The 24,316-nt window shown below is 45.0% G+C and carries 22 protein-coding genes and 1 riboswitch; of the genes, 21 read left to right on the forward strand and 1 reads right to left on the reverse strand.

All coding sequences use genetic code 11. From position 1 onward, the window contains the following. Nucleotides 1–65 precede the first annotated feature (65 nt). The 15 genes from AAIH57_RS03345 to AAIH57_RS03415 all read left to right on the forward strand — a co-directional run bounded on the left by AAIH57_RS03345 (nucleotide 66) and on the right by AAIH57_RS03415 (nucleotide 16,712). Nucleotides 66–1,052: an aldo/keto reductase gene (locus AAIH57_RS03345; RefSeq protein WP_175396509.1), complete on the forward strand. Its 987-nt coding sequence runs from the start codon at nucleotides 66–68 to the stop codon at nucleotides 1,050–1,052. Nucleotides 1,053–1,207: 155 nt separating this feature from the next. After that, nucleotides 1,208–2,371 (forward strand): MFS transporter, encoded by a 1,164-nt coding sequence (locus AAIH57_RS03350; RefSeq protein ID WP_430020531.1) that lies wholly within the window; start codon nucleotides 1,208–1,210, stop codon nucleotides 2,369–2,371. A 242-nt stretch (nucleotides 2,372–2,613) separates the two neighbouring features. Further along, on the forward strand, nucleotides 2,614–3,606 hold the full coding sequence (locus AAIH57_RS03355) for a hypothetical protein (protein ID WP_430020532.1): 993 nt from the start codon (nucleotides 2,614–2,616) through the stop codon (nucleotides 3,604–3,606). Between the two features lie 180 nt (nucleotides 3,607–3,786). Next, nucleotides 3,787–4,563 carry a class I SAM-dependent methyltransferase gene (locus tag AAIH57_RS03360; protein WP_430020533.1) on the forward strand — a complete coding sequence of 259 codons (777 nt, stop codon included), beginning with the start codon at nucleotides 3,787–3,789 and terminating at the stop codon, nucleotides 4,561–4,563. Then, the gene (locus AAIH57_RS03365; protein WP_175396513.1) at nucleotides 4,553–5,185 is read left to right on the forward strand and encodes a pentapeptide repeat-containing protein; all 633 of its coding nucleotides are present in this window, start codon (nucleotides 4,553–4,555) and stop codon (nucleotides 5,183–5,185) included. The genes AAIH57_RS03360 and AAIH57_RS03365 overlap by 11 nt, the downstream gene beginning before the upstream one ends. A 51-nt stretch (nucleotides 5,186–5,236) precedes the next feature. After that, nucleotides 5,237–5,336, forward strand: a riboswitch (guanidine-I (ykkC/yxkD leader). A 99-nt stretch (nucleotides 5,337–5,435) separates the two neighbouring features. Next, on the forward strand, nucleotides 5,436–5,777 hold the full coding sequence (locus AAIH57_RS03370; protein WP_175396514.1) for a DMT family transporter: 342 nt from the start codon (nucleotides 5,436–5,438) through the stop codon (nucleotides 5,775–5,777). After that, nucleotides 5,774–6,088: a DMT family transporter gene (locus tag AAIH57_RS03375; protein WP_175396515.1), complete on the forward strand. Its 315-nt coding sequence runs from the start codon at nucleotides 5,774–5,776 to the stop codon at nucleotides 6,086–6,088. Before AAIH57_RS03370 ends, AAIH57_RS03375 begins: the two co-directional genes overlap by 4 nt. A 111-nt stretch (nucleotides 6,089–6,199) precedes the next feature. Beyond that, nucleotides 6,200–7,531 (forward strand): DEAD/DEAH box helicase, encoded by a 1,332-nt coding sequence (locus AAIH57_RS03380; RefSeq protein WP_430020534.1) that lies wholly within the window; start codon nucleotides 6,200–6,202, stop codon nucleotides 7,529–7,531. 280 nt (nucleotides 7,532–7,811) lie between these two features. Then, entirely contained in the window at nucleotides 7,812–8,753 is a 942-nt protein-coding gene (locus AAIH57_RS03385) for an ArsR/SmtB family transcription factor (RefSeq protein ID WP_175396517.1), read from the forward strand. 188 nt (nucleotides 8,754–8,941) lie between these two features. After that, nucleotides 8,942–10,234: an ABC transporter substrate-binding protein gene (locus AAIH57_RS03390; RefSeq protein ID WP_175396518.1), complete on the forward strand. Its 1,293-nt coding sequence runs from the start codon at nucleotides 8,942–8,944 to the stop codon at nucleotides 10,232–10,234. A gap of 79 nt (nucleotides 10,235–10,313) precedes the next feature. Continuing rightward, nucleotides 10,314–11,204, forward strand: coding sequence for a carbohydrate ABC transporter permease (locus AAIH57_RS03395; protein WP_430020535.1), 891 nt, complete (start codon nucleotides 10,314–10,316; stop codon nucleotides 11,202–11,204). Next, on the forward strand, nucleotides 11,204–12,010 hold the full coding sequence (locus tag AAIH57_RS03400) for a carbohydrate ABC transporter permease (RefSeq protein ID WP_430020536.1): 807 nt from the start codon (nucleotides 11,204–11,206) through the stop codon (nucleotides 12,008–12,010). The genes AAIH57_RS03395 and AAIH57_RS03400 overlap by 1 nt, the downstream gene beginning before the upstream one ends. Nucleotides 12,011–12,093: 83 nt before the next feature. Beyond that, nucleotides 12,094–13,860: a glycoside hydrolase family 2 protein gene (locus AAIH57_RS03405; protein WP_430020537.1), complete on the forward strand. Its 1,767-nt coding sequence runs from the start codon at nucleotides 12,094–12,096 to the stop codon at nucleotides 13,858–13,860. Between the two features lie 43 nt (nucleotides 13,861–13,903). Further along, nucleotides 13,904–15,685 (forward strand): glycoside hydrolase family 2 protein, encoded by a 1,782-nt coding sequence (locus AAIH57_RS03410; RefSeq protein ID WP_430020538.1) that lies wholly within the window; start codon nucleotides 13,904–13,906, stop codon nucleotides 15,683–15,685. A 13-nt stretch (nucleotides 15,686–15,698) separates the two neighbouring features. After that, complete coding sequence (locus AAIH57_RS03415; RefSeq protein ID WP_430020539.1) at nucleotides 15,699–16,712, forward strand: aldose 1-epimerase; 1,014 nt, start codon at nucleotides 15,699–15,701, stop codon at nucleotides 16,710–16,712. A 350-nt stretch (nucleotides 16,713–17,062) separates the two neighbouring features. On the opposite strand, the gene AAIH57_RS03420 is transcribed toward AAIH57_RS03415, so the two are convergent. Beyond that, on the reverse strand, nucleotides 17,063–17,488 hold the full coding sequence (locus tag AAIH57_RS03420; RefSeq protein WP_430020540.1) for a MaoC family dehydratase: 426 nt from the start codon (nucleotides 17,486–17,488) through the stop codon (nucleotides 17,063–17,065). Nucleotides 17,489–17,704: 216 nt separating this feature from the next. On the opposite strand from AAIH57_RS03420, the gene AAIH57_RS03425 reads away from it, so the two are divergent. The 6 genes from AAIH57_RS03425 to murB all read left to right on the forward strand — a co-directional run bounded on the left by AAIH57_RS03425 (nucleotide 17,705) and on the right by murB (nucleotide 24,127). Continuing rightward, a complete protein-coding gene (locus AAIH57_RS03425; protein ID WP_430020541.1) occupies nucleotides 17,705–18,700 on the forward strand; it encodes a LacI family DNA-binding transcriptional regulator in 996 nt (331 codons plus the stop codon). 189 nt (nucleotides 18,701–18,889) lie between these two features. Continuing rightward, a complete protein-coding gene (locus AAIH57_RS03430; protein ID WP_175396534.1) occupies nucleotides 18,890–19,768 on the forward strand; it encodes an AraC family transcriptional regulator in 879 nt (292 codons plus the stop codon). Between the two features lie 87 nt (nucleotides 19,769–19,855). Further along, a complete protein-coding gene (locus AAIH57_RS03435) occupies nucleotides 19,856–21,130 on the forward strand; it encodes an ABC transporter substrate-binding protein (RefSeq protein WP_430020542.1) in 1,275 nt (424 codons plus the stop codon). Between the two features lie 48 nt (nucleotides 21,131–21,178). After that, the gene (locus tag AAIH57_RS03440) at nucleotides 21,179–22,069 is read left to right on the forward strand and encodes a carbohydrate ABC transporter permease (RefSeq protein WP_175396535.1); all 891 of its coding nucleotides are present in this window, start codon (nucleotides 21,179–21,181) and stop codon (nucleotides 22,067–22,069) included. Nucleotides 22,070–22,083: 14 nt separating this feature from the next. Continuing rightward, complete coding sequence (locus AAIH57_RS03445) at nucleotides 22,084–22,965, forward strand: carbohydrate ABC transporter permease (protein ID WP_175396536.1); 882 nt, start codon at nucleotides 22,084–22,086, stop codon at nucleotides 22,963–22,965. Between the two features lie 229 nt (nucleotides 22,966–23,194). Then, entirely contained in the window at nucleotides 23,195–24,127 is a 933-nt protein-coding gene (gene murB / locus AAIH57_RS03450; protein ID WP_430020543.1) for a UDP-N-acetylmuramate dehydrogenase, read from the forward strand. Nucleotides 24,128–24,316 lie beyond the last annotated feature (189 nt).

Genomic DNA, 24,316 nt, shown 5'->3' on the forward strand with positions numbered 1-24,316 from the left:
CTTTTGGGAAAATCGACAGTGATTTTGGGTTGTTGGGATAGAAATAATCAAGGGGAGTGTGAATCATGGAATATGTCAAATTGGGACGTACCGGTCTGGACGTTTCGAGATTGTGCCTTGGCTGTATGAGTTACGGTGTACCGGAACGGGGGATGGCTCCGTGGTCACTGAATGAAGAGCAGAGTCGCCCATTTATTCAAAAAGCAGTTGAGGCGGGTATTAATTTCTTTGATACGGCGAACATCTATTCAGATGGAACCAGTGAAGAAATCGTAGGGCGTGCCTTGAAGGATTTTGCCCGCCGGGATGAGATTGTTCTGGCGACCAAATTGTTTTTCCGGATGAATGATGGACCCAATGGTGCAGGGTTGTCGAGAAAAGCGATTATGAACGAAATCGATAACAGTCTTATGCGTTTGGGAACAGATTACGTGGATCTGTATCAGATTCATCGATGGGATCATACAACGCCTATTGAAGAAACAATGGAGGCCCTTCATGATGTGGTGAAGGCTGGAAAAGTCAGATACATTGGGGCTTCCTCCATGTATGCCTGGCAGTTCATGAAAGCCCAGCATACAGCCGAACGGCATGGATGGACGAAATTCGTCTCCATGCAAAATCATCTGAACTTGTTATATCGCGAAGAAGAACGTGAAATGCTGCCATTATGTCTTGATGAAGGTGTTGGTGTTATTCCATGGAGCCCCCTGGCCAAAGGACGCCTTACACGGGATTGGAATGAACAGACTGCCCGTTCGGAGATTGATCCTGTCGGAAAAGCGTTTTATGAAAGTACAATGGTGGAAGCCGATCGTCAGGTAGTGGAGAGAGTAGCGGAAGTGGCTGGGAAACGCGATATTCCACGAGCTCAGGTTGCTCTGGCATGGCTGCTGCAAAAAGAAGCAGTAACCGCACCGATCATTGGTGCAACCAAGATTCATCATCTCGAAGATGCTGTATCCGCGCTTTCAGTGAAACTCACTGCGGAAGAAATCAGTTTCCTGGAAGAAGCGTATGTGCCTCATCCGGTGACCGGAAATCTCAGCTAGCATGTAAACTTATCTATTCATGAAGTCGCCTTGGTGGCGACTTTTTTTACTAGACAAACCCATTCTTCAGTTCTATAAATCGAAGATGAGCTTTATGAATCCTAGTTAGAATAGAGGAACCTGTTAAAGTCGTACTGATGAGGAGGAATGTATCGTTGGAACGTTTATGGACCAAGTCATTTATTTTGATGACAGTGGGGTTGCTTTTTTTATTCACTTCATTTTATATGCTATATCCGACTCTTCCGCTCTTCATTAAAGAGATGGGTGGCAATGAACGGCAAGTGGGGCTGGCGATGGGCGCCTTGATGTTGTCTTCTGTTGCATTCCGGCCCTTTGTCGGAGGATTGCTGGATCGGTTCGGCAGACGTCCATTTATGATCGGAGGGCTGCTTGTTTTTATTGCATCGATGTATATGTATAACTGGGTTGGCGGCATTCTGGTACTGATGGGACTACGGATTCTGCATGGGATGAGCTGGGCCATGTCCACGACTGCCATGATGACCGCCATCACGGACATGATTCCAGCCAAGCGCCGAGGGGAAGGGATGGGCTGGTTCAGCACCTCCATGACCTTTGCCATGGCAATTGGTCCGATGATTGGATTGGGTATCATGCAAGTTGATTCTTATCAGAGCATGTTCCAGTTTGCCGCTGCACTATCTGTTGTTGCATTGCTGCTGACGCTGGGTGCTAAAATGCCGTTCAAGCCGATTACAGGTCAGAAGAAAATTCAAATTTTCGAAAAATCCGTCCTGCCTGTCATGGCACCCATTTTCTTTTTGTTTGTTGCATATGGCGGGATTACCACTTTTGTTCCACTATTTGCGGCGGAAATACAAGTAAATTCCGGCACTTTTTTTCTGGTTTACGCAGCAACGCTTGCTCTTTCTCGTCCCATTGCAGGAAAACTCTCTGACCGAACCGGGGAGGTGGCTGTTATTGTGCCAGCCCTTATCATGACTATTTTGGCCCTGATTGTCTTAAGTTTTTCGACCAGTTTATTCGGATTACTGAGTTCTGCCGTTCTATACGGCATTGGCTTTGGTTCTGCACAGCCTGCTCTTCAAGCTATAACACTTCGCATGGCACCGAAGGATCGTCAAGGTGCGGCCAATGCCTTTTTCTCGACCGCTACGGATTTGGGGATCGGTTTGGGTGCAATTTTACTGGGTTTGGTATCCGAATACACGAGCTACAGCGTTCTTTTTAGTGTCAGTGCGGTGTCTGTTTTGATTGCCCTTCTCCTGTTTACTTTGTATGTGAAACGTAAATCAATGCACATTGGGGAGAAGTCGGGTGCTTCAGAACGATGAGGCGTTTATAAGCAGATGTATTTCACTATTCACTACAATTGAGTATTGAACCTTATATTCGAAAAAGGTGCCATGAATTCATCCCGGATGGAATCATGGCCCTATTTTATAGGTACATCAGGGTGGTTATTAAAACACATCTAATGGCACTTTTATCCAATTTCGAAATGTAGTTAGAATGGAAGTAGTCCTTGACGCTAAATTCGATGCAAAACAAAGATCAATGTGATGGAGGTATCATTATGTCTCAAGTGAGAACATCCAGTCTGATCAGAAGAACATTGAAGATGTACACATCTCTAATGCTCGCCTTGGTTGTATTTGGCATGTCTGTCATTCCGGTCTTCGCATCAAATCCTGGGAAAACCGTAAATACTACGGCTAAACTGGCCTATAATCTGAAAGGGCTTAATCACAATGTAGCTGTTCAAAAAGCATATATTGCGGATAAGTACCTCTATGTGACTCAGCGCTCCAAAGGTACATGCTATCTGTCCAGATTGCTGATTAACGGCAATGATGCTGCTTATGTTGATGAAATGACCATTACGAATACAGGCCACTGTCAAACACTCGATATGTATACTTACAATGGTGATAACTATTTTTATTTCAGTTCCAAAGCGGACTCTTCAACTTCTTATTATTGGTCACTGCAGGTAGCGAGGCTGAAGTACGCTGCTGGTAAAACAGTAGATTACACCGATCTGAACCGATTCACATACATGAATTATGCCAATAAAAATGGTTCAAGGCTGGGTGAAACGTACCGCGTTGATGGCGGTGGCAACAGCAAATATACCGTATTCCGGGTACAAACGAAGGAGAAAACAGTCACTTGGTCGATTTATGATACAGTGAAATTGAACAAGTTGCTGGATAGCAATAAGCAGGTACGACTGGATAGTGCTGCAGCAGTTGGTGCCTGTGTTGCGAGTTTTACGCAGTCCGGTGACAATATCATCAGACCGAATGATTCATTTCAGGGTGCGGATCTGTTAGACAAAACGGAGATCTACACTTCGGGAGGTGCGGATGGTGATACACCGAAAATTGCACTGATATCGAACTCGGGAACGTACAAAACGCTTGTGAATATTACCAATGTAGGGAAACGGGAAATTGAAGGTGTACAGACCAAAAATGGTAACGTGTATTTTACCATTGTTTCGGATCCGGTAAACAAGAAGAACACACAGAAAGTGTATTATGTTCCGGACAGTGTGTTTAAATAAAGTGCGATTCGCATCGCGTGCGCAAAAAAGAAAGCCATGGAAGAAGGCATTGTAACGATCAGGTTAGCCAGAAACTGCTGGTTAGCCTTTTTTTATGCTCACAGATTGGATTGACATTTCCGGTGTATTAAAGTTATCATGGATACATTAGATCTTTAATTGAGAGTGGGTATATTATTTATGAGTATTAAAGAATCGACAAGACAAGAGCTGAGCGGTCATACGCCAGATTCTCCAGTAAAGAAGGGAGCAGACCTTATTTCCTTGCTGCAGCCCTCTCCTGGAGAACGAATTCTTGATGTGGGATGTGGCAATGGAGATTTAACAGCCCGAATTGCAGCTGCAGGAGCTCTGCCAACAGGCATCGACCTGTCAGAGGAAATGATCAGTCAGGCGAAGAAGAAATACCCCGATCTGAACATTCAAGTGGAGAATGCATGTCATTATCGGACAAATGATCCGTTTGATGCAGTCTTCTCACATGCTGCTTTACATTGGATACTGGACGCACCTGCTGTGGTTCATACGATATACTTAGCCCTGAAAGAGGGCGGACGATTTGTGGCTGAATTTGCGGGAAAAGGCAATGTTGCTGTACTGACAATGGCAATTCAGGAGGAACTGGTTGCGCGTGGATATGGATGGGAAGGGCGAAATCCGTGGTATCACCCTACCCTTGGGGAATACGCCCAACTGCTCGAACAAAACGGCTTCCGTGTCACCATGGCCGAACATTTCGATCAGCGTAAACCGCTCAAGCCAGGTGTTAGGAAATGGGTGAGCAGTTTTGCAGATTATTTCTTCCGGGACGTCACACCTGCAGACCAAGAAGTCATCATAGATGCGGTCGAGAAAAAGGTACAGCCGCATCTTATGACTGAAGGACAATGGTTTCTGGATACAAGCCGGTTGCGGGTCGTAGCTATGAAGGAGACGGGGGTGAACCATGAAAATTGACAATCCCAAAATGCAGGAACAATGGATGACATCCGGAACCATTGAGGTATTGGAATCCAAAGTTGAATACCGGAATCAACTCATCGAAAATATGTCGCTCGATCACCAGGAAGCAGCCAAAGCTTCCTTTGAGAATGTCATTTTTAGAAATGTGATCATCTCCGATTCGACATTGGATAATTTCGAATTTACGGATGTGATTTTTGAAAATTGTGACTTCTCCAATGTCCAATTACCAGATGCTTTTATGCACCGCGTCGCATGGAAAAATTGCAAAATGGTTGGTACTGATTTCTCCAACAGCCGAATGCAAAATGTTCGATTTATTGAATGTGTGGGAGATTACTCCAATTTCAGGTTTGCTCATCTTAAACACGTCGCTTTTGCCGAATCTTCATTCATTCGATCTGACTTTGCCTATCTTGCAATGCAGAAGATCGTTATGGACAACTGTAAAATAGATCAAGCTTCCATGATGGGGACCAAAATGAAAGACATGGATCTTAGCAATTGCCACTTTGATTCTTTGGTTTTGAACATGGAAGATTTGAATGGCTGTATCATTTCCCCATATCAAGCGGCAACCTTTGTGGGATTAATGGGGATGATTATTAAATCATAAAAGGCTTGCCGTTAGGGGGGAAGTGTGTATAATAGGTATCATAAAATCATACGACATGTTTTCTAGGGTTCCGCGATAGAATATCGGTCTGGTCCGAGAGAAAGCTCATAACCTGATGGTTGTGCCACGGAGGGATAAAAGCCTGGGAGATGAACTGCATCAATGCAGTTTATTTCCCGGGCTTTTTTTATTTTTCGCGAAGAGATCCATCCTGGTTGTATGAAATGTATTGAAAAAGGAGTAGGTCAGAATGAACAAAACCTGGTTGTTTGTCATTATTGCAGCGTTTTTCGAAGTGGGTTGGGTGATCGGCCTGAAGCATGCCAGCGGTTTGGTGGAATGGGGAGCAACCGTAATTGCCATTGCCATCAGCTTTTCCTTAATGATTGCAGCTTCCCGTTCACTCGATGTGGGCACTGTATACGCGGTCTTTGTTGGACTGGGTACGGCGGGCACAGTACTAGCAGAGATTATATTGTTTGGTGCAGCTGTTCAGGCTGGGAAAATGATACTCATTGGTGTCTTGCTACTCGGTGTAATCGGACTGAAGATGGTAAGCAAGCAGAAAACGAAGGAGGCGCATCATTCATGAGCTGGGTATTTCTTATTATGGCAGGGTTGTTCGAGATGATGGGTGTGCTGATGATTAATAAATGGAACAAGGATCGCAACCTGACATCCATTCTTCTCTTAGTTGCAGGTTTTGGGTTAAGCTTTGGGTTCCTGTCTCTGGCGATGAGAACCCTCCCTATGGGAACGGCTTACGCGGTTTGGACGGGAATCGGAGCTTCCGGGGGCGCGATACTGGGTATGATTTTTTATGGAGAATCCCGAAATGCGTTGAGAATCGTGTTTATTGCCTTGGTTCTCGGATCAGCGGTGGGGTTGAAACTGGTGAGTTGAACCATTGGAAATGAAAAGATAATATACAAATTGTCTTTTTAATGTTATCCTTATACGTTACGTGTGAAAACAAAGATACGTCTTATATATGAACGTAATTAAGGAGACTCAATGAATTTTAAAGACTTGAATATTATCCCACCGATTTTGGAAGGTTTGAACAAAGCAAACTATACCTCCCCGACACCTATACAGGAACAGGCGATTCCAGCCGTGTTAGCAGGAAGAGATCTGCTTGGCTGTGCGCAAACAGGGACAGGGAAGACGGCAGCATTTTCTGTGCCGATCATTCAACTATTAAGCGAAAAGGCCAGTGGTCCCAAACCCGGACGCCGTATTCGCTCATTGATTTTAACGCCGACAAGAGAGCTTGCTATCCAAATTTCGGATAACATCAAGACGTATAGCCGTTATACGGATATTCGCTGCTCGGCTATCGTTGGTGGTGTTTCACAAAAGGTGCAGGAGCGTGCGCTGAATCAAGGCGCAGACATTATTATCGCAACTCCCGGCCGATTAATCGATCTGGTCAATCAAAAACGTATTGATTTGAGTTTTATTGAAATTTTGGTTCTTGATGAAGCTGACCGCATGTTGGATATGGGCTTTATTCACGATGTGAAGAGAATCATCTCCAAGATGCCGAGCAAGAAACAAACCCTTTTCTTCTCGGCGACGATGCCTCCGGAAATCACAAAAATGGTAAAAACGCTGCTGGTTGATCCTGTTAAAGTAGAAATTACGCCTGTGTCTTCTACGGTAGATCGAATTGAACAGTCTGTGTATTTATTGGAGAACGGCAAGAAACAAAATATGTTGAACCACATTTTACAGGATAAATCCATTGTTTCGGCATTGGTGTTCACCCGCACGAAGCGTGGCGCGGACCGTGTTACGCGGGAATTGTCCAAGGTGAATGTTACTGCCCAGGCTATTCACGGCAACAAGTCTCAAACGGATCGGCAAAAGGCACTGAACAATTTCAAAAGCGGAGTTACACGAGTGCTGGTAGCGACGGATATTGCGGCGAGAGGAATTGACGTCGAAGAGCTTTCACATGTCATTAACTTCAACCTGCCTAATATTCCGGAAACCTATGTACACCGCATTGGACGTACGGGTAGAGCGGGGCATAGCGGGATGGCGATCTCTTTTTGTGAAAAGGAAGAGCTGCCGTTCCTCAAGGATATTGAGAAGGTGATCAAGAAGAGCATTCCTGAAGTGAAGGGTCACCCTTATCCGATGGCGAGTGCTCCTGTGTTCGCAAAAATCGAAGCGAAAGCTAAAGCCCGCAAACCCGCGGCGAATAAACCTGCCAAGTCCAAAGCTAACCCGGCACGCAAGCCCAAGTCCGAGTGGTTTACAAAGACGGGGAAAGCAAATAACAGCAAATCCAAACCATACGCATCAAAAAATAGTAAAGTCAAAAAAAGCTCACTATAAACGGGCGAAAGCTTTGTCTGATTGAACCCAAAGCCAAAGCTTGAGGCACGGCAAAACACCTTTAAAAAATCCCCCATGTCGTAAGAGATGGAGGATGGTTTTTAAGGTGTTTTTGTGTTGGCTATGAGAGTGATTTGCACCGTTGAAGTGAAGATAAAAACAGTCATTCGATAAAATTCGTTTAATACAAAATAAAAGGTTTAATACAGCAAAGTTGACTCTTTAGATGCATACAAGTAAAATTATTGAAACACAAACTTGAAATGAGGTGGATAACGCAATGCTTGAACTTAGTTTTGATGAACCGGACAAGCTGGTAACAGTTACTCATGCTTTATCTACACGTTCCAGGGTGGATATCCTCCGCCTCCTTATTTCCAAAAACCTTAACATTGTGGAAATCGCTGAAGCTCTCAACTTGCCTGTATCCACAGTAGCCAGCAATATCAAAGTATTGGAGTCTGCGAGGTTAATAAATACAGAGCTGCAGCCAGCTTCTCGCGGAGCGATGAAGGTGTGCAGTCGCAATTATGACGATATTCATATTGCACTGAATTTGGATAAAGCAGGTACCAAAGGGAATATTCAGGTTTATGAAGTAGATATGCCGATTGGTCATTATAGTGATTGTGAAGTATCACCCACTTGCGGTATGGCGAATGCGGATGGAATGATTATACGCGAGGATGAGCCGGCGAGCTTCTTTCACCCGAAACATATAGGGGCCCAGATTATGTGGTTTCGCAAAGGTTATGTCGAATATTTAATGCCTTTAGAAATACCGTCAGGTGCGAGGATTGATTCCCTGGAGCTTTCGATGGAGATGTGTTCCGAAGCCCCTAATTATGATCTCAACTGGCCTTCTGATATTTCCATATGGATTAATGGTGTGGAAATCGGCATGTGGACTTGTCCCGGTGATTTTGGGGACAGGAGAGGGAAGTTGAACCCTGCCTGGTGGTATGAGGGATCTACCCAGTACGGGTTGCTTAAGACGTGGCGGGTGGATAAAGAGAAGACAACGCTTGATATGGAGAGAATTTCACAGGTTACTTTGGATCAGCTCAACCTGCAGAACAGCCATAAACTTCGTTTACGTATAGGCATCAAACCAGACGCGGTGTACCAAGGGGGCGTTAACTTGTTTGGTCGCCAATTCGGAGATCACGATCAGAACATCAAAATGACTATTAATTATGTAATGGATCCCGATGTGTATTAATGAAAAAGCTTTAGTTGCGGATAAACTGTAACTAAAGCTTTTTTCAATTTAATAATTACATGAAATACGATTGAAAGCGTTGACAAACAAAAAATACATCGATATAATCCCACTATAGATACAATAATAATGTAATAAATCAATTAAATCGTTTGTATCTATAAAACTAGAACAAAGGGGATACTCGCATGAAAAGAAGAATGGGCTTGTTGGCACTAACGTTACTTCTCTCGCTATCCACGGTTTTAAGTGCTTGCAGCGGAAGTAATGACAGCGCTGGTAATGATGCCTCCGGGGATGAAAAAGTAACGTTGTCTTTCTGGACACTGTTTGATGGCGGAGATGGTGCAAACATGCAGACATTGGTCGATGAATTTAACAAAACTCACCCGAACATCGAAGTGAAAAATACGAAACTGGCTTGGGGAGAGTATTACACCAAGCTCATTACCGCTGTTGGAAACGGCAATGGACCGGACATTGGCATTTCCCATTCCTCCAGGCTTCCCGATCTGATCGACCAAGGGGTAGTCACTGAACTCGACACTCCCGCCACAGATGCAGGCGTGGATTGGAATTCCTATAATCAGAATCTTTTGGATGCGGTTACAGTCGATGGCCAGCATTATGCCGCTCCCATTGATACTCATCCTTTTATTATGTTCTACAACAAAAAACTGTTAAAAGATGCGGGGCTGCTTGGCGAAGACGGCAAGCCAATCCTGGAGCAATCCGCTGACGGATTTCTCACTTTCCTTCAGACTTTAAAAGAAAAGCTGCCTGCCAAGGTGACCCCTTTTGCACTCTCCAATAACAATGATGATCCATACCGGCTATGGTGGTCCTTATATTCACAAATGGGTGGAAATGATGTGGTATCGGATGACCTGAAATCCGCAGCCATAGATAAGGAGAAAGGCATTAAAGCAGCTGAGTATGTTCAGAAACTGTTTACCGAAGGTTATATCAAGAAAAATGATCCGGACTTTTATAAAAATTTTCAGAGTGGTACTTCAGCCATTATCATGACAGGGGTATGGACAACAGGAACGTGGGAATCCACCAAGGGACTTGAGTTTGGAGCCATGCCTATTCCCAAATTCTATGATCAGGAAGCAACCTGGGGAGATTCTCACACGATCATTTTGCCACTGACGCAGGATGAAGATCCAGCCAAACGTAAAGCGGCCATGATTTTTGCCGATTATGTTGCCGACAATGGTCAAGTTTGGGCCAAAGCAGGACATATCCCATCCAAGCCATCTGTGCTGGAGAAGCAGGAATTTAAGGATCTGCCATATCGCAGCGATTATGCCGAGGTGGCAAGCGTCGTTAAATTCAGTAAACATTCCACCAAAAATGCGCAAATCCGTGATGAAGCCGCTTTTAAATTTTTGAATGAAGTCTGGGTGAGCAAAATGACTCCGGCGGATGCCATGAACAACATGGAGGCAGCCATTCAGAAAATACTGAGTGAATAGAAGGATGACGGATCATGCAGGCCTGTGTTAATCCTCATTACAATCACAGGCTTGCGTGCCAATCAAAGGGGAGACGCATATGAAGATCAAAAAAATGAGAGCGGATATTCAGGCGCTGGTATTTCTGCTTCCATTCTTAATTGTCTATGGTTTATTTACGATCTGGCCAATGATTAAAGGCGTTGAGATGACCTTCTACAAATGGACGTTGATTAAGAAAATGGATTTTGTCGGCCTTGACAATTTCCGTAAGGTTCTTCAGGACAGGGAAGTTTGGGAGGCAATCTGGCATTCAACTTTTTTCGTTTTTTTAAGTACTCCAACCATGATTATCCTTGCCATTATGCTGGCTGTGATTGCCAACCGAAAATCGGTTTTGCAGAAATTCTACCGCATCATCTTTTTCATTCCAAGCGTGCTCTCTGTTGCCGTCGCAGCCTATCTGGGATTATTCGTATTTCAGCCCTATACGGGACTTGTAAATTCCGTGCTGCACCTGTTTCAATTGTTGCCTGAACATGCTGAGATCTTCTGGCTGACAGAAACGGGGCTGGCATGGGTCGTGATTACGATCATTACCCTCTGGTGGACGGTCGGCTTCAACTTTATTTTGTATCTCTCGGCCATGCAGGAAATACCGGATGAGATCTATGAAGCAGCAAGGCTGGATGGAGCAAGCGATACACAAATATTTTGGAAGATTACTCTTCCTTATCTGAAGCCACTGACCAAAACCATTACCATGCTGCAAATTATCGCTTCATATAAGGTCTTTATGCAGATCTACGTTATTACGGGCGGGGGACCGCTTGACCAGACACGACCGATTATTCAGTTGATCTATCAGACCGGATTCAAGAACAACAATCTGGGTTATGCCGCAACGATGTCCTATATCTTGTTCGTTATCCTGCTGGTGCTGTCGGCGCTGCAATACTGGATTAATAACCGGAAAGGGGCGGAAAGCTGATGAAATGGCTATACCGTATAGGTTCAGCATTGATGGCAGTCATGTTCGCTGCCCCACTGGTATGGATGCTGGTTGTATCCATCAAAGAAGAAGGCATGAAGATCATCACGGTCCTGGACTGGTTTAAACCTCCATATTCCATGGCTGTATATCAGGAAGTACTTACGACCACCAAGCTTTCCCAGTGGGTTGTTAACAGTTTGTTTGTCGCTGTAGTTGTGACGGTACTGACTGTGATTTTCGCGGCGATGGCTGGATTTGCTCTCTCCAAAGTGCCGTTTCGTTTCCGTACTTTTGTGTTCTTTTTCATTCTTGGTGGATTACTGATCCCCGGAGAAGCTACCATTATTCCGCTCTATCAGGTAGCCAAGGATTTGCATTTGCTGAACTCATACAGTGGATTGATTATTCCTGCTTTGGCTTCACCTGTAGCTGTCATAGTACTCAAAAGCTTCTTCGATAGCGTGCCTAATGATCTGCTGGAGAGTGTGCAAATAGACGGCGGAGGCTTTTGGCGAATCTTTACCAGCATCATGCTTCCTTTGACACGACCGGCGATGGCATCCATGGCAATTCTGACCTTTATCGGTTCGTGGAACAATTTCCTATGGCCATTCCTTTCCATAACGGATGATAATCTGTTTACGCTGCCAATGGGTATTCCAACGTTAATGGGGCAGTATTCGGAAGATTACGTCAAACCGATGGTTATTAATGCCGTGGCTTCTGTTCCCATCATTATATTGTTTATCATTTTTGAGAAACAGATTGTTAAAGGCATTAGCATGTCCGGTATTAAGGGATAACCTGCAATTTTCTTATATTTAAACCTAACGCTGATGTGTTTCAGGCCAATGAGCCAAATAAATAGGAGATCGGGGAGAACAAGATGACAACTAAATTTTACAATAAAGATTATCCAAGACCACAATTTGTACGCCAAGAATGGTTAGATTTGAATGGAGAATGGGACTTTAGTTTTGACGACAATCAAGTGGGTGAGAGCGGGCATTGGTATGACCAAGCTCAATTTCCGGAAGGACTCAAAATTAAAGTTCCCTTTACCTATGAAACTCAGGCGAGCGGAATCGGGATCGAAACATTTCATCCGTTCGTTTGGTACCGCAAGCAGGTCACTATTCCTAACGAGGTAGAAGGCAAGAGAACCATTCTGCATTTTCAAGGGGTGGATTATCGCGCAAAATGCTGGGTGAACGGAACGGTTGTGGGTGAGCATGAGGGAGGGTATGCAGCGTTTTCATTCGACATTACCCCTTATATCACTTACGGCTCGGAGAATAATATTGTTCTTGAAGTTGAAGACAGTCAGAGTGCAGTGCAACCTCGGGGGAAACAACGCTGGGTGGATGATAATTTTGAATGCTTTTATGTACAAAGCACCGGGATATGGAAAAGTGTCTGGCTGGAGCATGTAAGTGAAGCAAGGGTTGAAGCGGTCAAGATGACACCGGATATCGACCGTCATATGATTCGTTTGGACTTTCAGTTGAGTGGGATCGAGGGCAAGAACAACTTGCGTTTGGAGACACGGATTGAGCTGAAGGGTCAGCATGTGCAAACCATCGGTCTGTCTCCGGACAGACCCTGGATGACGGTGGAAGCCAGTGTGAAACATGAAGCGGGCGGGCCATGGAAACAGTCGTTATGGTCACCAGGCTCACCGAACCTGTACGATATCGAGTTTGTGATGTATGAAGATGAGAAGGAAATCGATCGGGTCCATTCCTATTTTGGTATGCGAAAAATATCGATTGAAAATGGGCAGATTCTGCTGAATAATGCTCCGTTGTACCAAAGAATGATTCTGGATCAGGGATATTGGACGGAGAGCCATTTGACCCCGCCTTCAGTGGAAGCACTAATTGAGGATATCGATAAAATTGCCGAGATGGGGTATAACGGAATCCGTAAACATATGAAACTGGAAGATCCACGCTTTTTGTATTGGTGTGATGTAAAAGGCATGCTGGTCTGGTCGGAAATGGCGGCAACTTTTGAGTTTAACGATGAGGCTGTAAGTCGATTCACCAAAGAATGGCTAGAAATTGTTCCCCAGCAATACAATCATCCCAGCATCATTACCTGGGTTCCATTTAATGAATCGTGGGGAATACCGACGATTGGCCATGAGGTAAGGCAGCAGCAGTTTACTGAGTCCATTTACCATCTGACCAAAGCCATTGATCCGTATCGTCCGGTCATTACCAACGACGGATGGGAGCATACGGTATCGGATATTTTGACACTTCACGATTATGTGGAGTCGGGAGAAGCTTTTCTGGAACGGTATCAGGATAAGGACATGATCGTAAATAACAAGACTGCTTCCAATCGATGGAAGTTTGCTTTTGCTGAAGGTTACAAGTATAAGGGGCAACCCATTATCATTAGTGAGTTTGGAGGTATTGCTTTCCAGTCGGATAAAGGATGGGGTTATGGTAATCAGGTGGAATCGGTCGAAGCCTTTATTGAACGTTTCCGTTCCATCACCGAAGCGATCAAAGCCATCCCATATATCTCGGGCTATTGTTATACGCAGGTCACGGATGTGCAGCAGGAGATTAATGGTCTGCTGACGGAAGACCGTAAACCAAAAGTACCACTCGAAGTGATCCGCAAGATCAATCTGGCTTAAAGGCTAAAGAAACACTACAGATTCAACGGGAACAGGAGTGCTGATGGCAATGGTACGAGAAGATTATCCTCGCCCGCAATTTGTGCGGGAAAATTGGATGAGTCTGAACGGAGAATGGGAGTTTGAGTTTGACGATGACAATCGCGGACGTGCGGACAAATGGAATGAGGGGACTCAAGTGTTTAGCCGCCGAATTCAGGTTCCGTTCGCTTTTCAAAGCCGGTTAAGCGGTATTGGAGATCCGGATTTTCATGATAATGTCTGGTACAAACGGACCTTTGACATCCCGCAGAAATTTTCTGGCAAACGTCTGCTGCTCCATTTCGGAGCGGTGGACTATGAAGCCTCTGTATGGGTCAATGGACAGCTTGTGGTTCAACATGAAGGGGGACACACCCCTTTTCATGCCGATATCACGGATGCTTTGGAGGAAGGGGTCAACGTATTAACAGTGCAGGCACTGGATTACAGCAGGAATGTGACACTGCCGCGCGGGAAGCAATTCTGGCAGGAGCAGTCCGCACAAATTTTTTATACCCGCACCACCGGAATATGGCAATCCGTCTGGCTGGAAGCCGTTGATTCTGTTTACTTGCAAAAGGTTCGTCTTACTCCCCATATCGATCGCAACGAGATAAAAATCACCTCCTTTATTCAAAGTGAACAAAGGGAGAGGGACACACAGGAAATTAGACTGCGTGTGCAGATTTCTTATCAGGGCGATCAGTTGACGGAGGATGAATACCGAATCAGCGGCAGGGAGGAGAGCCGTACCATCGGACTTCACACCTTTAATCAACATGGATTGGGCAGGCTTTGGTCACCAGAACAACCCAACCTGTACGATATTCATTTCACGCTGCTGGTGGATGGTGTATCCGTCGATGAGGTCGACAGTTATTTCGGTATGCGTAAAATCTCGATTGAACATGGCAAACTGTTTCTGAATAACCGTCCTTATTTTATGAAGCTGGTTTTGGATCAAGGTTATTTTCCGGATGGCAACCTGACTCCGCCGAGTGACGAGGCGATTCGGCATGATGTGGAACTGACAAAGGAATTAGGCTTTAACGGTGCCAGAAAACACCAGAAGATCGAAGATCCAAGATATCTATACTGGTGCGATAAGCTGGGTTTGCTGGTATGGGGAGAGATGGCGAATGCCTATGATTTCTCCGAACAATATGTTGCACAGATCACAAAGGAATGGCAGGAGGCACTGGAGCGGGATTACAACCATCCAAGTATTGTAGTCTGGGTACCTCTTAATGAGAGCTGGGGTGTTCCCAACATTCTGACCAGCAAGGAGCAGCAATATCACGCCTTGTCGATGTATTATTTGACCAAGTCACTTGATCCGACTCGTCCGGTTATCTCAAATGACGGCTGGGAGATGGTAGAAACGGATTTGTACAATATCCATGATTATGAATGGAGACGGGAAATCCTTGAGGAACGATATCGTACCCGTGAAAATGCAGTGAGTGCCCTGCCTGGCAGCCGAAAGCTGAGTGTAGGCGGCTATTGCTATGAAGGACAGCCCATACTGATTACCGAATTTGGAGGGATTGGTTACAAAAAAAGCGAATGGGAGGGCTGGGGCTACTCCGGAGCCGAGAATGATGAAGATTTTGCAGCGCGATTGCATGCCGTAATACAGCCACTGCTGGATTCTCCTGTCGTTGAAGGTTTTTGTTATACACAACTGACGGATGTGGAACAGGAGATTAATGGTCTGCTGACGTATGACAGACAGCCGAAGATGCCGATGGAACAGATCCGGGCCATTATCGAAGGACGGGGACCATCGGCCGCTGGAGAATAAGGAGGGACGTGTCTTGAACACATGTGAAACAAGTGCATCCTGGGAAGGTGAGTACCACGGCGAGAAAGCGATTTATTTGCGGTACGGTTCGTACGAGGCTGTAATGCTTCCAGAGATTGGCGGCAATCTGGTGGCTTACCGTGATGTTGAGAAGGGATATCGGTTTCTGCATGAACCGGCACCCGACGAGATGCCATCTTTCAAAGCCAGACCGATGATTCACGGTATTCCTGTATTGTTTCCACCGAACCGTTATAAGAATGGGCAGTTTGCCTGGAATGGGGAAATACTTCAATTGCCAGTTAATGAGGAAGCTACAGGTAATCACTTGCATGGATTTTTGTACAACACTCCATGGAAAGTGGAGGAGTATGCCCATACGGGCAAGGAAAGCCATGTAACCGTGTCGATCACCGTCGATGAGACTCATCCTGTATATTCGTTCTTTCCGTTCAGCTTCAATATTACTTTACGCTATGCACTGAGTGAAAATGGACTTATGCAGCATGTGCAAATCCGCAATCATGGATGCAAATCCATGCCTTGTCTGCTTGCCTTTCATACAGCCATTAATGCCCCTTTTTCGCCAGATGGATCGGCTCGTGAATATAGACTCAAGCTTACAGTAGGAGAACGATGGGAACTGGATGAACGTATGCTGCCGACGACACGTTTTCAACCGTTTGTGTCCGAGGAAGAGCAGATGCGTGACTCCGGGGTATATCCGTTTTTTGCTGAGATGGATAACCATTACACTGCAGTACCACAGAATGGAAGAAACCGGATGGAACTGCAGGATATGAGAAGTGGAGAGACGCTAATCTATGATGTGGGCACGTCCTATAAACAGTGGATGATCTGGAACAATGGTGCGAAGGAGGGATTTTTCTGTCCGGAACCTCAGATCAATCTCGTTAATGCCCCGAATTTGGACTTGCGTTCCGAGGAGGCCGGATTATTCAGTCTGCAGCCTGGGGAGATATGGGAGGAAACAAGCCGGTTATATGTGCGTCAAACACTCGCATAAAAAACGAAGAAGAACCGACTCGCTGTGGGTCGGTTCTTCTTCAACCAACCAAGGATGTGCTGTCCGCAAATCAGAATAAGACAATACCGGAAGCACTCGCAAATTAGAGGTTAGATTACTTTAGGGAGGACCTATATGATGTGCTGAAACTTTCGCCAATCGGGATATCAAACACATTATACCTGTGCAAGCGGAATGCGGAACATTTTCTATTGCTGCACACAAGAAAACGCCGATGGATTAATCGGTTATAAATGGGACTTCGGACTTGAACTAAAATGTGAATATGTGGCCGTTCCCCGAATGTTTCCGGGAAGCGGCTATTTTACTTGATTTGTATTAGCGGCAAATCAATTATCAATTAACGCACTTAATTCGGCCTGAAATACCTTTTGATTGTTTTGATTAAACGTTGTGAGTAACACAGTAACGATTCCATTGCCCCTGCGTCTTGGCAGGAGGTTGATCACTTCAGCCGTTACATGGAGTTCATCATCCGGGAATACAGGCTTAATAAATTGGATGTTATTCATTCCCGTGCCGGCCACAACATGCTCCCCATATACGCCCACTTCAATCCAGAGCTTGAAGGATATGTTCATCGTCTGCATGCCGGATGCAATCAGGCTTCCGAATCGTCCTTGTTTGGCTTTTTCTTCGTCCAAATGCATATACTGCGGGTCGTACATTTTCGCAAACTCCATAATATCGGTTTTGGACAGTTTAATCGATTTTGATTTGTAAACCTGACCTATTGCATACTCGCTATACTTCAATGGGACACCCCTGTTTCTAAAATATGGTTGTAGATGTGGTTGTAGATGTTATACATAGGAATTGCTTATTCAATAATAAATCAAAAAGGGCGTTCGTAGCAAAAAGAGCCATGCGATACGAATGGAGACATGAACCAGATGGCGTGATAAAATGCCAGTGAATGATTTTATTTTTTTCTGATCACAAATGAGAATGGTCTTTTGAGGAGTATGTTCATGATAACCATTAAAGATGTAGCAAAGATGGCCGGTGTAGCCAGTTCAACTGTATCCTGTGTACTCAACGGCAAAGACAATGTAAGTGAGCTGACAAGACAGAAGGTGCTTGATGCTGCAAGCAAACTGAAGTACGTCAAGCATGGAGCCGCGTCAGAACTAAAACGTAAGAATACTCAAACGATCGGTGTAATTGTACATGATATGTCCAGTCCGTATTTCTCGGAATTAGTCAAAGGTATAGAATCGGTTATTATGCATCATGGATACGATATGATCGTATGCAATTCACTCGGTGGAGAACATTCAACTGCTAGCCGCTACATCCGGGAAAAAAGAATAGATGGCGCCATTGTAATTGCTCAGAATATTCAAAATAAATTGCTTCTTGAAGCTGCTGAATCAGGATTTCCTATTGTGGTAATGGATCGGGAACTAAATAATGATCATATTGTAAATGTTCTGATTGATGATGAACAAGGAGGATATGTGGCAACCCGATACCTTCTTGATAAAGGGCACCGTACAATAGCCTATATTAATGGAACATTCAGTTCGGATTGCAATCTCCTACGTTATCAGGGTTACTTGAGAGCATTGCACGAAGCGGGTGTTGAAGAAAGGAAGGAGTGGAGGCTGAGCGGACATTTCACGAAAGAAGGCGGTTATCAAGCGGCCAAATTTCTGATCGAAAATGAGCTTCCATCGGCAGTGTTTTTTGCGAGTGATGAGATGGCTATTAGCGGGCTAGAGGCATTCCGGGAACATCATATTTCAGTTCCTGAGCAAGTGTCTGTTGTCGGATTCGACAACATACATCTATCTCATTATGTGTACCCACCACTTACGACATTTCGTCAACCAAAAACGGATGCTGGCCAACTGGCCGGACATGTACTTATCCAAATGTTAAAGGGAGAAACCGTGGAGTCTTCATACATATTGAATAATCAATGTGTGGAACGTCATTCCGTTCGCTTCAAGACTAGCGTATAGAAACACCTTTGCTGAAAGATCCAACTTGTTACGCTACCATATTGTGTTTGTAAAAGTCGCCCGCATGATGAAATGTAGGTGACTTTTTTCTTGGGTATTATTTATTTTCATTTCCAAGTCGAAAGGAATCCTGCACTTCATGCATAATATGATTACTAAGGAATTGGTAAATATGGAAAGGGTGATCTGATGGGAGTGCCAACGTTTCTTGAAACAGGTCATATGACAGAAGGTTTTCCGATCCGGGTAATTCACACAGGTGAACAGTTTAATTTTGCCGCACACTGGCATGAAGAGGTTGAGTTGGTCGTAGTGAATGGAGAACGCGCGAGAATTGGAGTAAACAATCAAGTCTGTGAGCTGGAACAAGGAGACGTGCTGTTGATCAAACCAGGGGATGTTCACTGTTTTTTGCCGGGTACCGATCATTTGACCATTATTCTGTTTCGACTGGAATGGTTAACGGGAAACCTCGCAGCGGACAAAGAATCTCAGGAGCTTCGTGAAGTTTTTCATAAAACGACAATCCTTCCGTCTACCATCTGCAGGGAGAAGAATTTGGGTCATTATATAGATGCCATATCCGATGAAGAGAAACAGCAGCAGCCGGGATACCGATGGATCATGGTTGCAAGGCTGTACGATCTTATCATTCACTTGTTGCGCACCAAGACACCGACGACACACGAATGCATCTCGGGAGAGCCCTGCACGTCGTCCAAAAGATTTGAATTCCTTGAATCAGTGTGTGAATACCTGGAGGAACATTATGCCGAACCCGTCAAGCTGGATCAAGTGGCAGAGCACATCAAATTCAGCAAATTTCATGTATGCAAGCTGTTTAAGGAGAACAAGGGAGTAACCCTGATGGAATACTTGAACCACTTTCGCATCATCAAATCGGAATGGGCATTATTGTTCAGTCAAGCCTCCATTTTAGATATCGCAATCGGGCATGGATTTAACAATGTGAGCTCCTATAATCGGCTGTTCAAAAAATATAATGACTGCACGCCGTCCGAATTTCGGAAGAAGCATCAGACCCACATCACAAAATATGAAGGATGATTCACAATATTTGAGGAGAAAGCCCTCTCCAAAATCACTATACTCGAATAAAATGTAAGCGTTTCCTTTTATTGAAGGAGGGGGCCCATGAAAAACTTTAGATTGAAATATCTATCCATTATTGCACTTGTAAGCGCAGTGATGATCGTATCCGGTTGTCAGTCGAAGGGAGAACATGCATCCAAGCAGGAAGAGATTACCGTCTGGAGTTTTACGGATGAAGCGGGTTATGCCATTGAGAAATTCGAAGAGAAGTATCCGGACATCAAGGTGAACTTCGTCAACATCCCAGGGAATTTCTATATTACCAAACTGAAATCCGCACTGCAGACGAGGTCGAAAGCTCCTGATGTGTTTATGATTGAGAACGCAAATATCAGAGAGCTGATTGATGTTCCTTATTTGGAGAATTTATCTGCATCTCCGTATAACGCCAATGAGCTGATTCCAGAGCAGTATGCATTTGTGCAGGCCAATGAGAAGGATAGCGAAGGGAATATTCGCGCCATCGGCTATCAGGGGACACCGGGAGGCATCTATTATCGACGGGATTTGGCCAAGGAATATTTGGGCACAGATGACCCGCAGAAGGTAGGCGAGCAGATCGATACATGGGAAAAGATATTCGAGATCGGAGAGAAGGTGCAGCAGGCCAGCGGGAACAAAGTACATGCACTGGCAAACTGGAATGCCATCTCCAATTCCTATGACGGGATCCCATGGGTGAAGGATGGTAAGCTCGTCATCGACCCAACCTACATGCAGGTTCTGGATCTGGTTCGGGAAGCTCGTCAGCGGAAGGTGCTGGCCGAATATGAAGAAGGAAGTGCCGGGCATGCGGCTTCAATGCAAAAGGGGGAAGTCATGTTCTATCCTGGAGCAACCTGGGCACTGCAATACACATTCAAGGCGAACGCACCAGACACCGAAGGCATGTGGGGTCTTGCCCCAGGGCCATCTGCTTTTAGTGCGGGTGGTACGTATATTGCGATGTACAGCCAAAGTGATAAAAAGGACCTGGCCTGGAAGTTTATTGAGTTTTATAACTTTAACCATGAGTTTCTGTCTGAGCTGGCGAAGGAACAGGATTATTTTACAAGTAATATGGTTGTCAATGATCAGCTCGCACAATCCGTAACTTCAGCTTATCTGGGAGGACAAAAGCATTTCGAGTTTTTCTCCGAAGCGGCCAAACAGGTTCCTGTTTATGAGCGAACCAAGTATGACTCCATCATTAACAGTGACATTTATAAAAATGTGCTCCAGCTGTATCTCAATAACGACATTCAGACCAAGGAAGAAGCGGTGAAGCGAATCAAACGCGATGTTCAATTGAGATTTCCGGAGCTGGAAGTGGATTAGCTGAGGGAGCGAAAGCTTTTAATCATCCGATGACTGGAGGAACGCATCATGTTTGCCAAATCAATCCGCAAAGACCATTATGGCTACTATTTTATCGCCCCATTTTTCATTATTTTCACCATTTTTGGACTCTATCCCATTCTATATTCCCTGTATATCAGCTTTACCAACTTTGACGGGATCACTACGCCCGAATTCGTTGGGGTAGGAAACTATGCTGCAGTTCTGCAAGATCCATTGTTCTATAAAACGCTGTTTAATACACTCTTCATTTGGGGTGTCTCTGTGGTTCCGCAGCTTACCGTCTCTCTGATCCTCGCTTTTATCCTGAACGATAAGCTGCTTAAGGGTAGAGACTTTTTCAGAGCCGTATACTTTTTCCCTAACATCGTGACAGCGGCATCGCTTGGTCTGCTTGTGAGTTTGATATTTGATTGGCAGTCCGGCGGATTGAACCACTTTTTGGTCCAGATTGGGCTGATTGATGACCCGATTAACTGGAAAAATGATCCGTGGTTTATGCGCCTTATTGTGTCAGCCATTCTGTTCTTTCAATATTTTGGGTACTCCATGGTCATCTACCTTGCTGGCCTTCAGGGGATTGATCCGGCATTGCAGGAAGCTGCTCAGATGGATGGCGCAAAGAAGAAGCATATCTTCATCCATATTATCGTTCCGATGCTGCGCCCGATCATTCTGTTCCAGATGATTACGTCCATCATTGGGGGCATTCAAATTTTCGACCAGCCATTCACATTGACGAATGGAACCGGTGGTCCGGACCGTGCGGCCATGACCAGTATAATGTATCTGTACAATGTGGCATTCCAAAGTACACGTTTTGGTTACGGGGCAGCCATCGCATTCTGCCTGTTCATTATCATCATTCTCTTGTCCGTCGTATCCTTCATGATGACCAAGCGGAAGAGCCGTTCATAGGGAGGGGGAATTCCATGCAAACTGCTAAATCAATTGAACAACCAAGCGCAGCGATCCAGCAATATGCCAGTACAAAGCGGCTTACGGTAGGCAAAGTTATCATCTATTTATTCCTCACGGGTCTGGCCGTGATCTGTATCATTCCATTTTATCTGATGCTTATCTATTCCACACATAACAATGCAACTATTGCATCTACATTCACCTTCCTTCCCGGTCCATTTGTAGCGGATAATTATATGAATATGGCCTCCAAAATCAATATTTGGCGCGGTTTTGCGAACAGTTTTTTTATTGCCGGAACCTCGACAGTATTGTCACTGTATATCGGTTCACTTACAGCATATGGCTTCGCCAAATTCAAATTTAAGGGCCGGACCTGGCTGTTCATGTTTTTACTTGCCACGATGATGGTGCCTGGGCAGCTCGCTCTCATCGGGATGTATCGCCTGTTCAGTACGCTGGGGCTGCTGGACAGCTATGCGGCCATTATTCTACCCGCGGCGGCTAATGCCTTTAACGTATTTTTCATCAAGCAATTTATGGAGAGCAGCATTCCGGATGAAATCATTGAATCAGCACGTGTGGACAGTGCAGGGGAGTTTCGCACATTCAATCAGATTGTATTGCCCATTCTGGGGCCAGCCATTTCGGCTCTTGGCATATTTACTTTTATCGGTTCCTGGAACAACTTTCTCACGCCGCTTGTTCTGTTTTTTTCATTGGATAAATATCCGCTTCCTGTACTGGTTGCACTGGTTCAGGGGTACTATGGCATGGATTATGGTTTGCTGTATTTGGGGGTTGCGATCTCCATCCTGCCTATTATCATCGTCTTTGCGATATTCTCCAGGCAAATTATAGGCAGCGTGGCGCTGGGAGCTGTGAAGGGATAGATGCTGTAATAAGAGGGAACGTCAAGGATAATGCTCGCTTACTTGAAATGAGTTATAATGTAAAAGGCCACAGAATAGAGTATCCCTAAGTCGCCATCATGGCGGCTTTTTTCAGTCCGGGATGATAATTTTAAAAAAATAATGATTAATTCGAATTAATTGCGACAAAATGGAGACATTCAGAGTAAAATAACCTATACGATGCAATCAAGACAAGGTGGTAGAAATCATGAATTCATATCAGTTACTAAGTAAATCCCTGTTTGACAACTTCCATAAGGACCGTATTCGATATTCTGAACCGATTCGAAACTATACGTATACACGACTTGGCGGGGAAGCCGATATTCTCATGTTCCCTGAAACCATAGATGAAGTTGCAATGATTGTGAAGCAGGCAGCTCAGCATGACATTCCGTTGACCATACTGGGATATGGCTCCAACATGATCGTCAGAGATGGAGGCATCCGTGGGATTACAATCTCGCTGCAGAATCTTAACCAGGTCAGCGTTGATGGTTATACCATGACTGCGCAGAGCGGTGCGGCAATTATTGACGTATCCCGTCAGGCGTTAGGCGAGAGTCTAACCGGACTGGAATTTGCATGTGGCATCCCGGGTTCGGTCGGTGGTGCACTCTACATGAATGCCGGAGCATACGGGGGTCAGATGTCTGATGTGGTCGATTCTGCTGTTGTCGTGACAGAGGTCGGTGAAATCATAACGATGCAGAGCGATGAGCTGCTGCTGGGCTACCGCAAAAGTGTGTTTATGGGAAAACGGGATATCATCATTGAGGTGAAGTTCAACCTGCAGCCGGGTGATCCGGTGCAGATCAAGGCGAAGATGGATGAACTAACCTATGCAAGAGAGTCCAAACAGCCACTGGAGTATGCTTCATGTGGAAGTGTCTTTAAGCGTCCTGAAGGCTATTTCGCGGGCAAATTGATCCAGGATTGCGGACTCCAGGGGACGCGGATCGGTGGTGCAGAAGTCTCCCGCAAGCATTCGGGCTTCATCGTGAATGTGGATAATGCAACGGCACAGGATTACATCGACATGATTGCGCTCATTCAGGAGAAGGTGAGCAGTCAGTTCAATGTCAACCTGGAGACGGAAGTCGTCATTATCGGCGATGAATTGAATAATGCAAAATGCTGAAATACATGGTGGACGCAAGTCCAAAAATCTCTTTAAGTCGCCTTCGGGCGGCTTCTTTTTTTTACACTTTTTGAAGAAGGACATCCAGATGGAGAATGCGGATCATGTTTATCCATATAAATAAATATAACTGGATCGCCCGATTACAAGGCCGCTGTTAAGGGTAAGAGTTGTTAATTAAAGGATACA

Origin of the sequence: Paenibacillus sp. MABNR03 (assembly GCF_050455445.1) — a bacterium.
Taxonomy (GTDB): Bacteria; Bacillota; Bacilli; order Paenibacillales; family Paenibacillaceae; genus Paenibacillus; species Paenibacillus xylanilyticus.

Coding starts and splice junctions, on each gene's coding strand:
- murB (WP_430020543.1), top strand. CDS start 23,195: ATGAATTCATATCAGTTACTAAGTAAATCCCTGTTTGACAACTTCCAT.
- AAIH57_RS03430 (WP_175396534.1), top strand. CDS start 18,890: ATGGGAGTGCCAACGTTTCTTGAAACAGGTCATATGACAGAAGGTTTT.
- AAIH57_RS03445 (WP_175396536.1), top strand. CDS start 22,084: ATGCAAACTGCTAAATCAATTGAACAACCAAGCGCAGCGATCCAGCAA.
- AAIH57_RS03410 (WP_430020538.1), top strand. CDS start 13,904: ATGGCAATGGTACGAGAAGATTATCCTCGCCCGCAATTTGTGCGGGAA.
- AAIH57_RS03370 (WP_175396514.1), top strand. CDS start 5,436: ATGAACAAAACCTGGTTGTTTGTCATTATTGCAGCGTTTTTCGAAGTG.
- AAIH57_RS03360 (WP_430020533.1), top strand. CDS start 3,787: ATGAGTATTAAAGAATCGACAAGACAAGAGCTGAGCGGTCATACGCCA.
- AAIH57_RS03365 (WP_175396513.1), top strand. CDS start 4,553: ATGAAAATTGACAATCCCAAAATGCAGGAACAATGGATGACATCCGGA.
- AAIH57_RS03435 (WP_430020542.1), top strand. CDS start 19,856: ATGAAAAACTTTAGATTGAAATATCTATCCATTATTGCACTTGTAAGC.
- AAIH57_RS03355 (WP_430020532.1), top strand. CDS start 2,614: ATGTCTCAAGTGAGAACATCCAGTCTGATCAGAAGAACATTGAAGATG.
- AAIH57_RS03390 (WP_175396518.1), top strand. CDS start 8,942: ATGAAAAGAAGAATGGGCTTGTTGGCACTAACGTTACTTCTCTCGCTA.
- AAIH57_RS03405 (WP_430020537.1), top strand. CDS start 12,094: ATGACAACTAAATTTTACAATAAAGATTATCCAAGACCACAATTTGTA.
- AAIH57_RS03425 (WP_430020541.1), top strand. CDS start 17,705: ATGATAACCATTAAAGATGTAGCAAAGATGGCCGGTGTAGCCAGTTCA.
- AAIH57_RS03440 (WP_175396535.1), top strand. CDS start 21,179: ATGTTTGCCAAATCAATCCGCAAAGACCATTATGGCTACTATTTTATC.
- AAIH57_RS03385 (WP_175396517.1), top strand. CDS start 7,812: ATGCTTGAACTTAGTTTTGATGAACCGGACAAGCTGGTAACAGTTACT.
- AAIH57_RS03400 (WP_430020536.1), top strand. CDS start 11,204: ATGAAATGGCTATACCGTATAGGTTCAGCATTGATGGCAGTCATGTTC.
- AAIH57_RS03380 (WP_430020534.1), top strand. CDS start 6,200: ATGAATTTTAAAGACTTGAATATTATCCCACCGATTTTGGAAGGTTTG.
- AAIH57_RS03375 (WP_175396515.1), top strand. CDS start 5,774: ATGAGCTGGGTATTTCTTATTATGGCAGGGTTGTTCGAGATGATGGGT.
- AAIH57_RS03395 (WP_430020535.1), top strand. CDS start 10,314: ATGAAGATCAAAAAAATGAGAGCGGATATTCAGGCGCTGGTATTTCTG.
- AAIH57_RS03345 (WP_175396509.1), top strand. CDS start 66: ATGGAATATGTCAAATTGGGACGTACCGGTCTGGACGTTTCGAGATTG.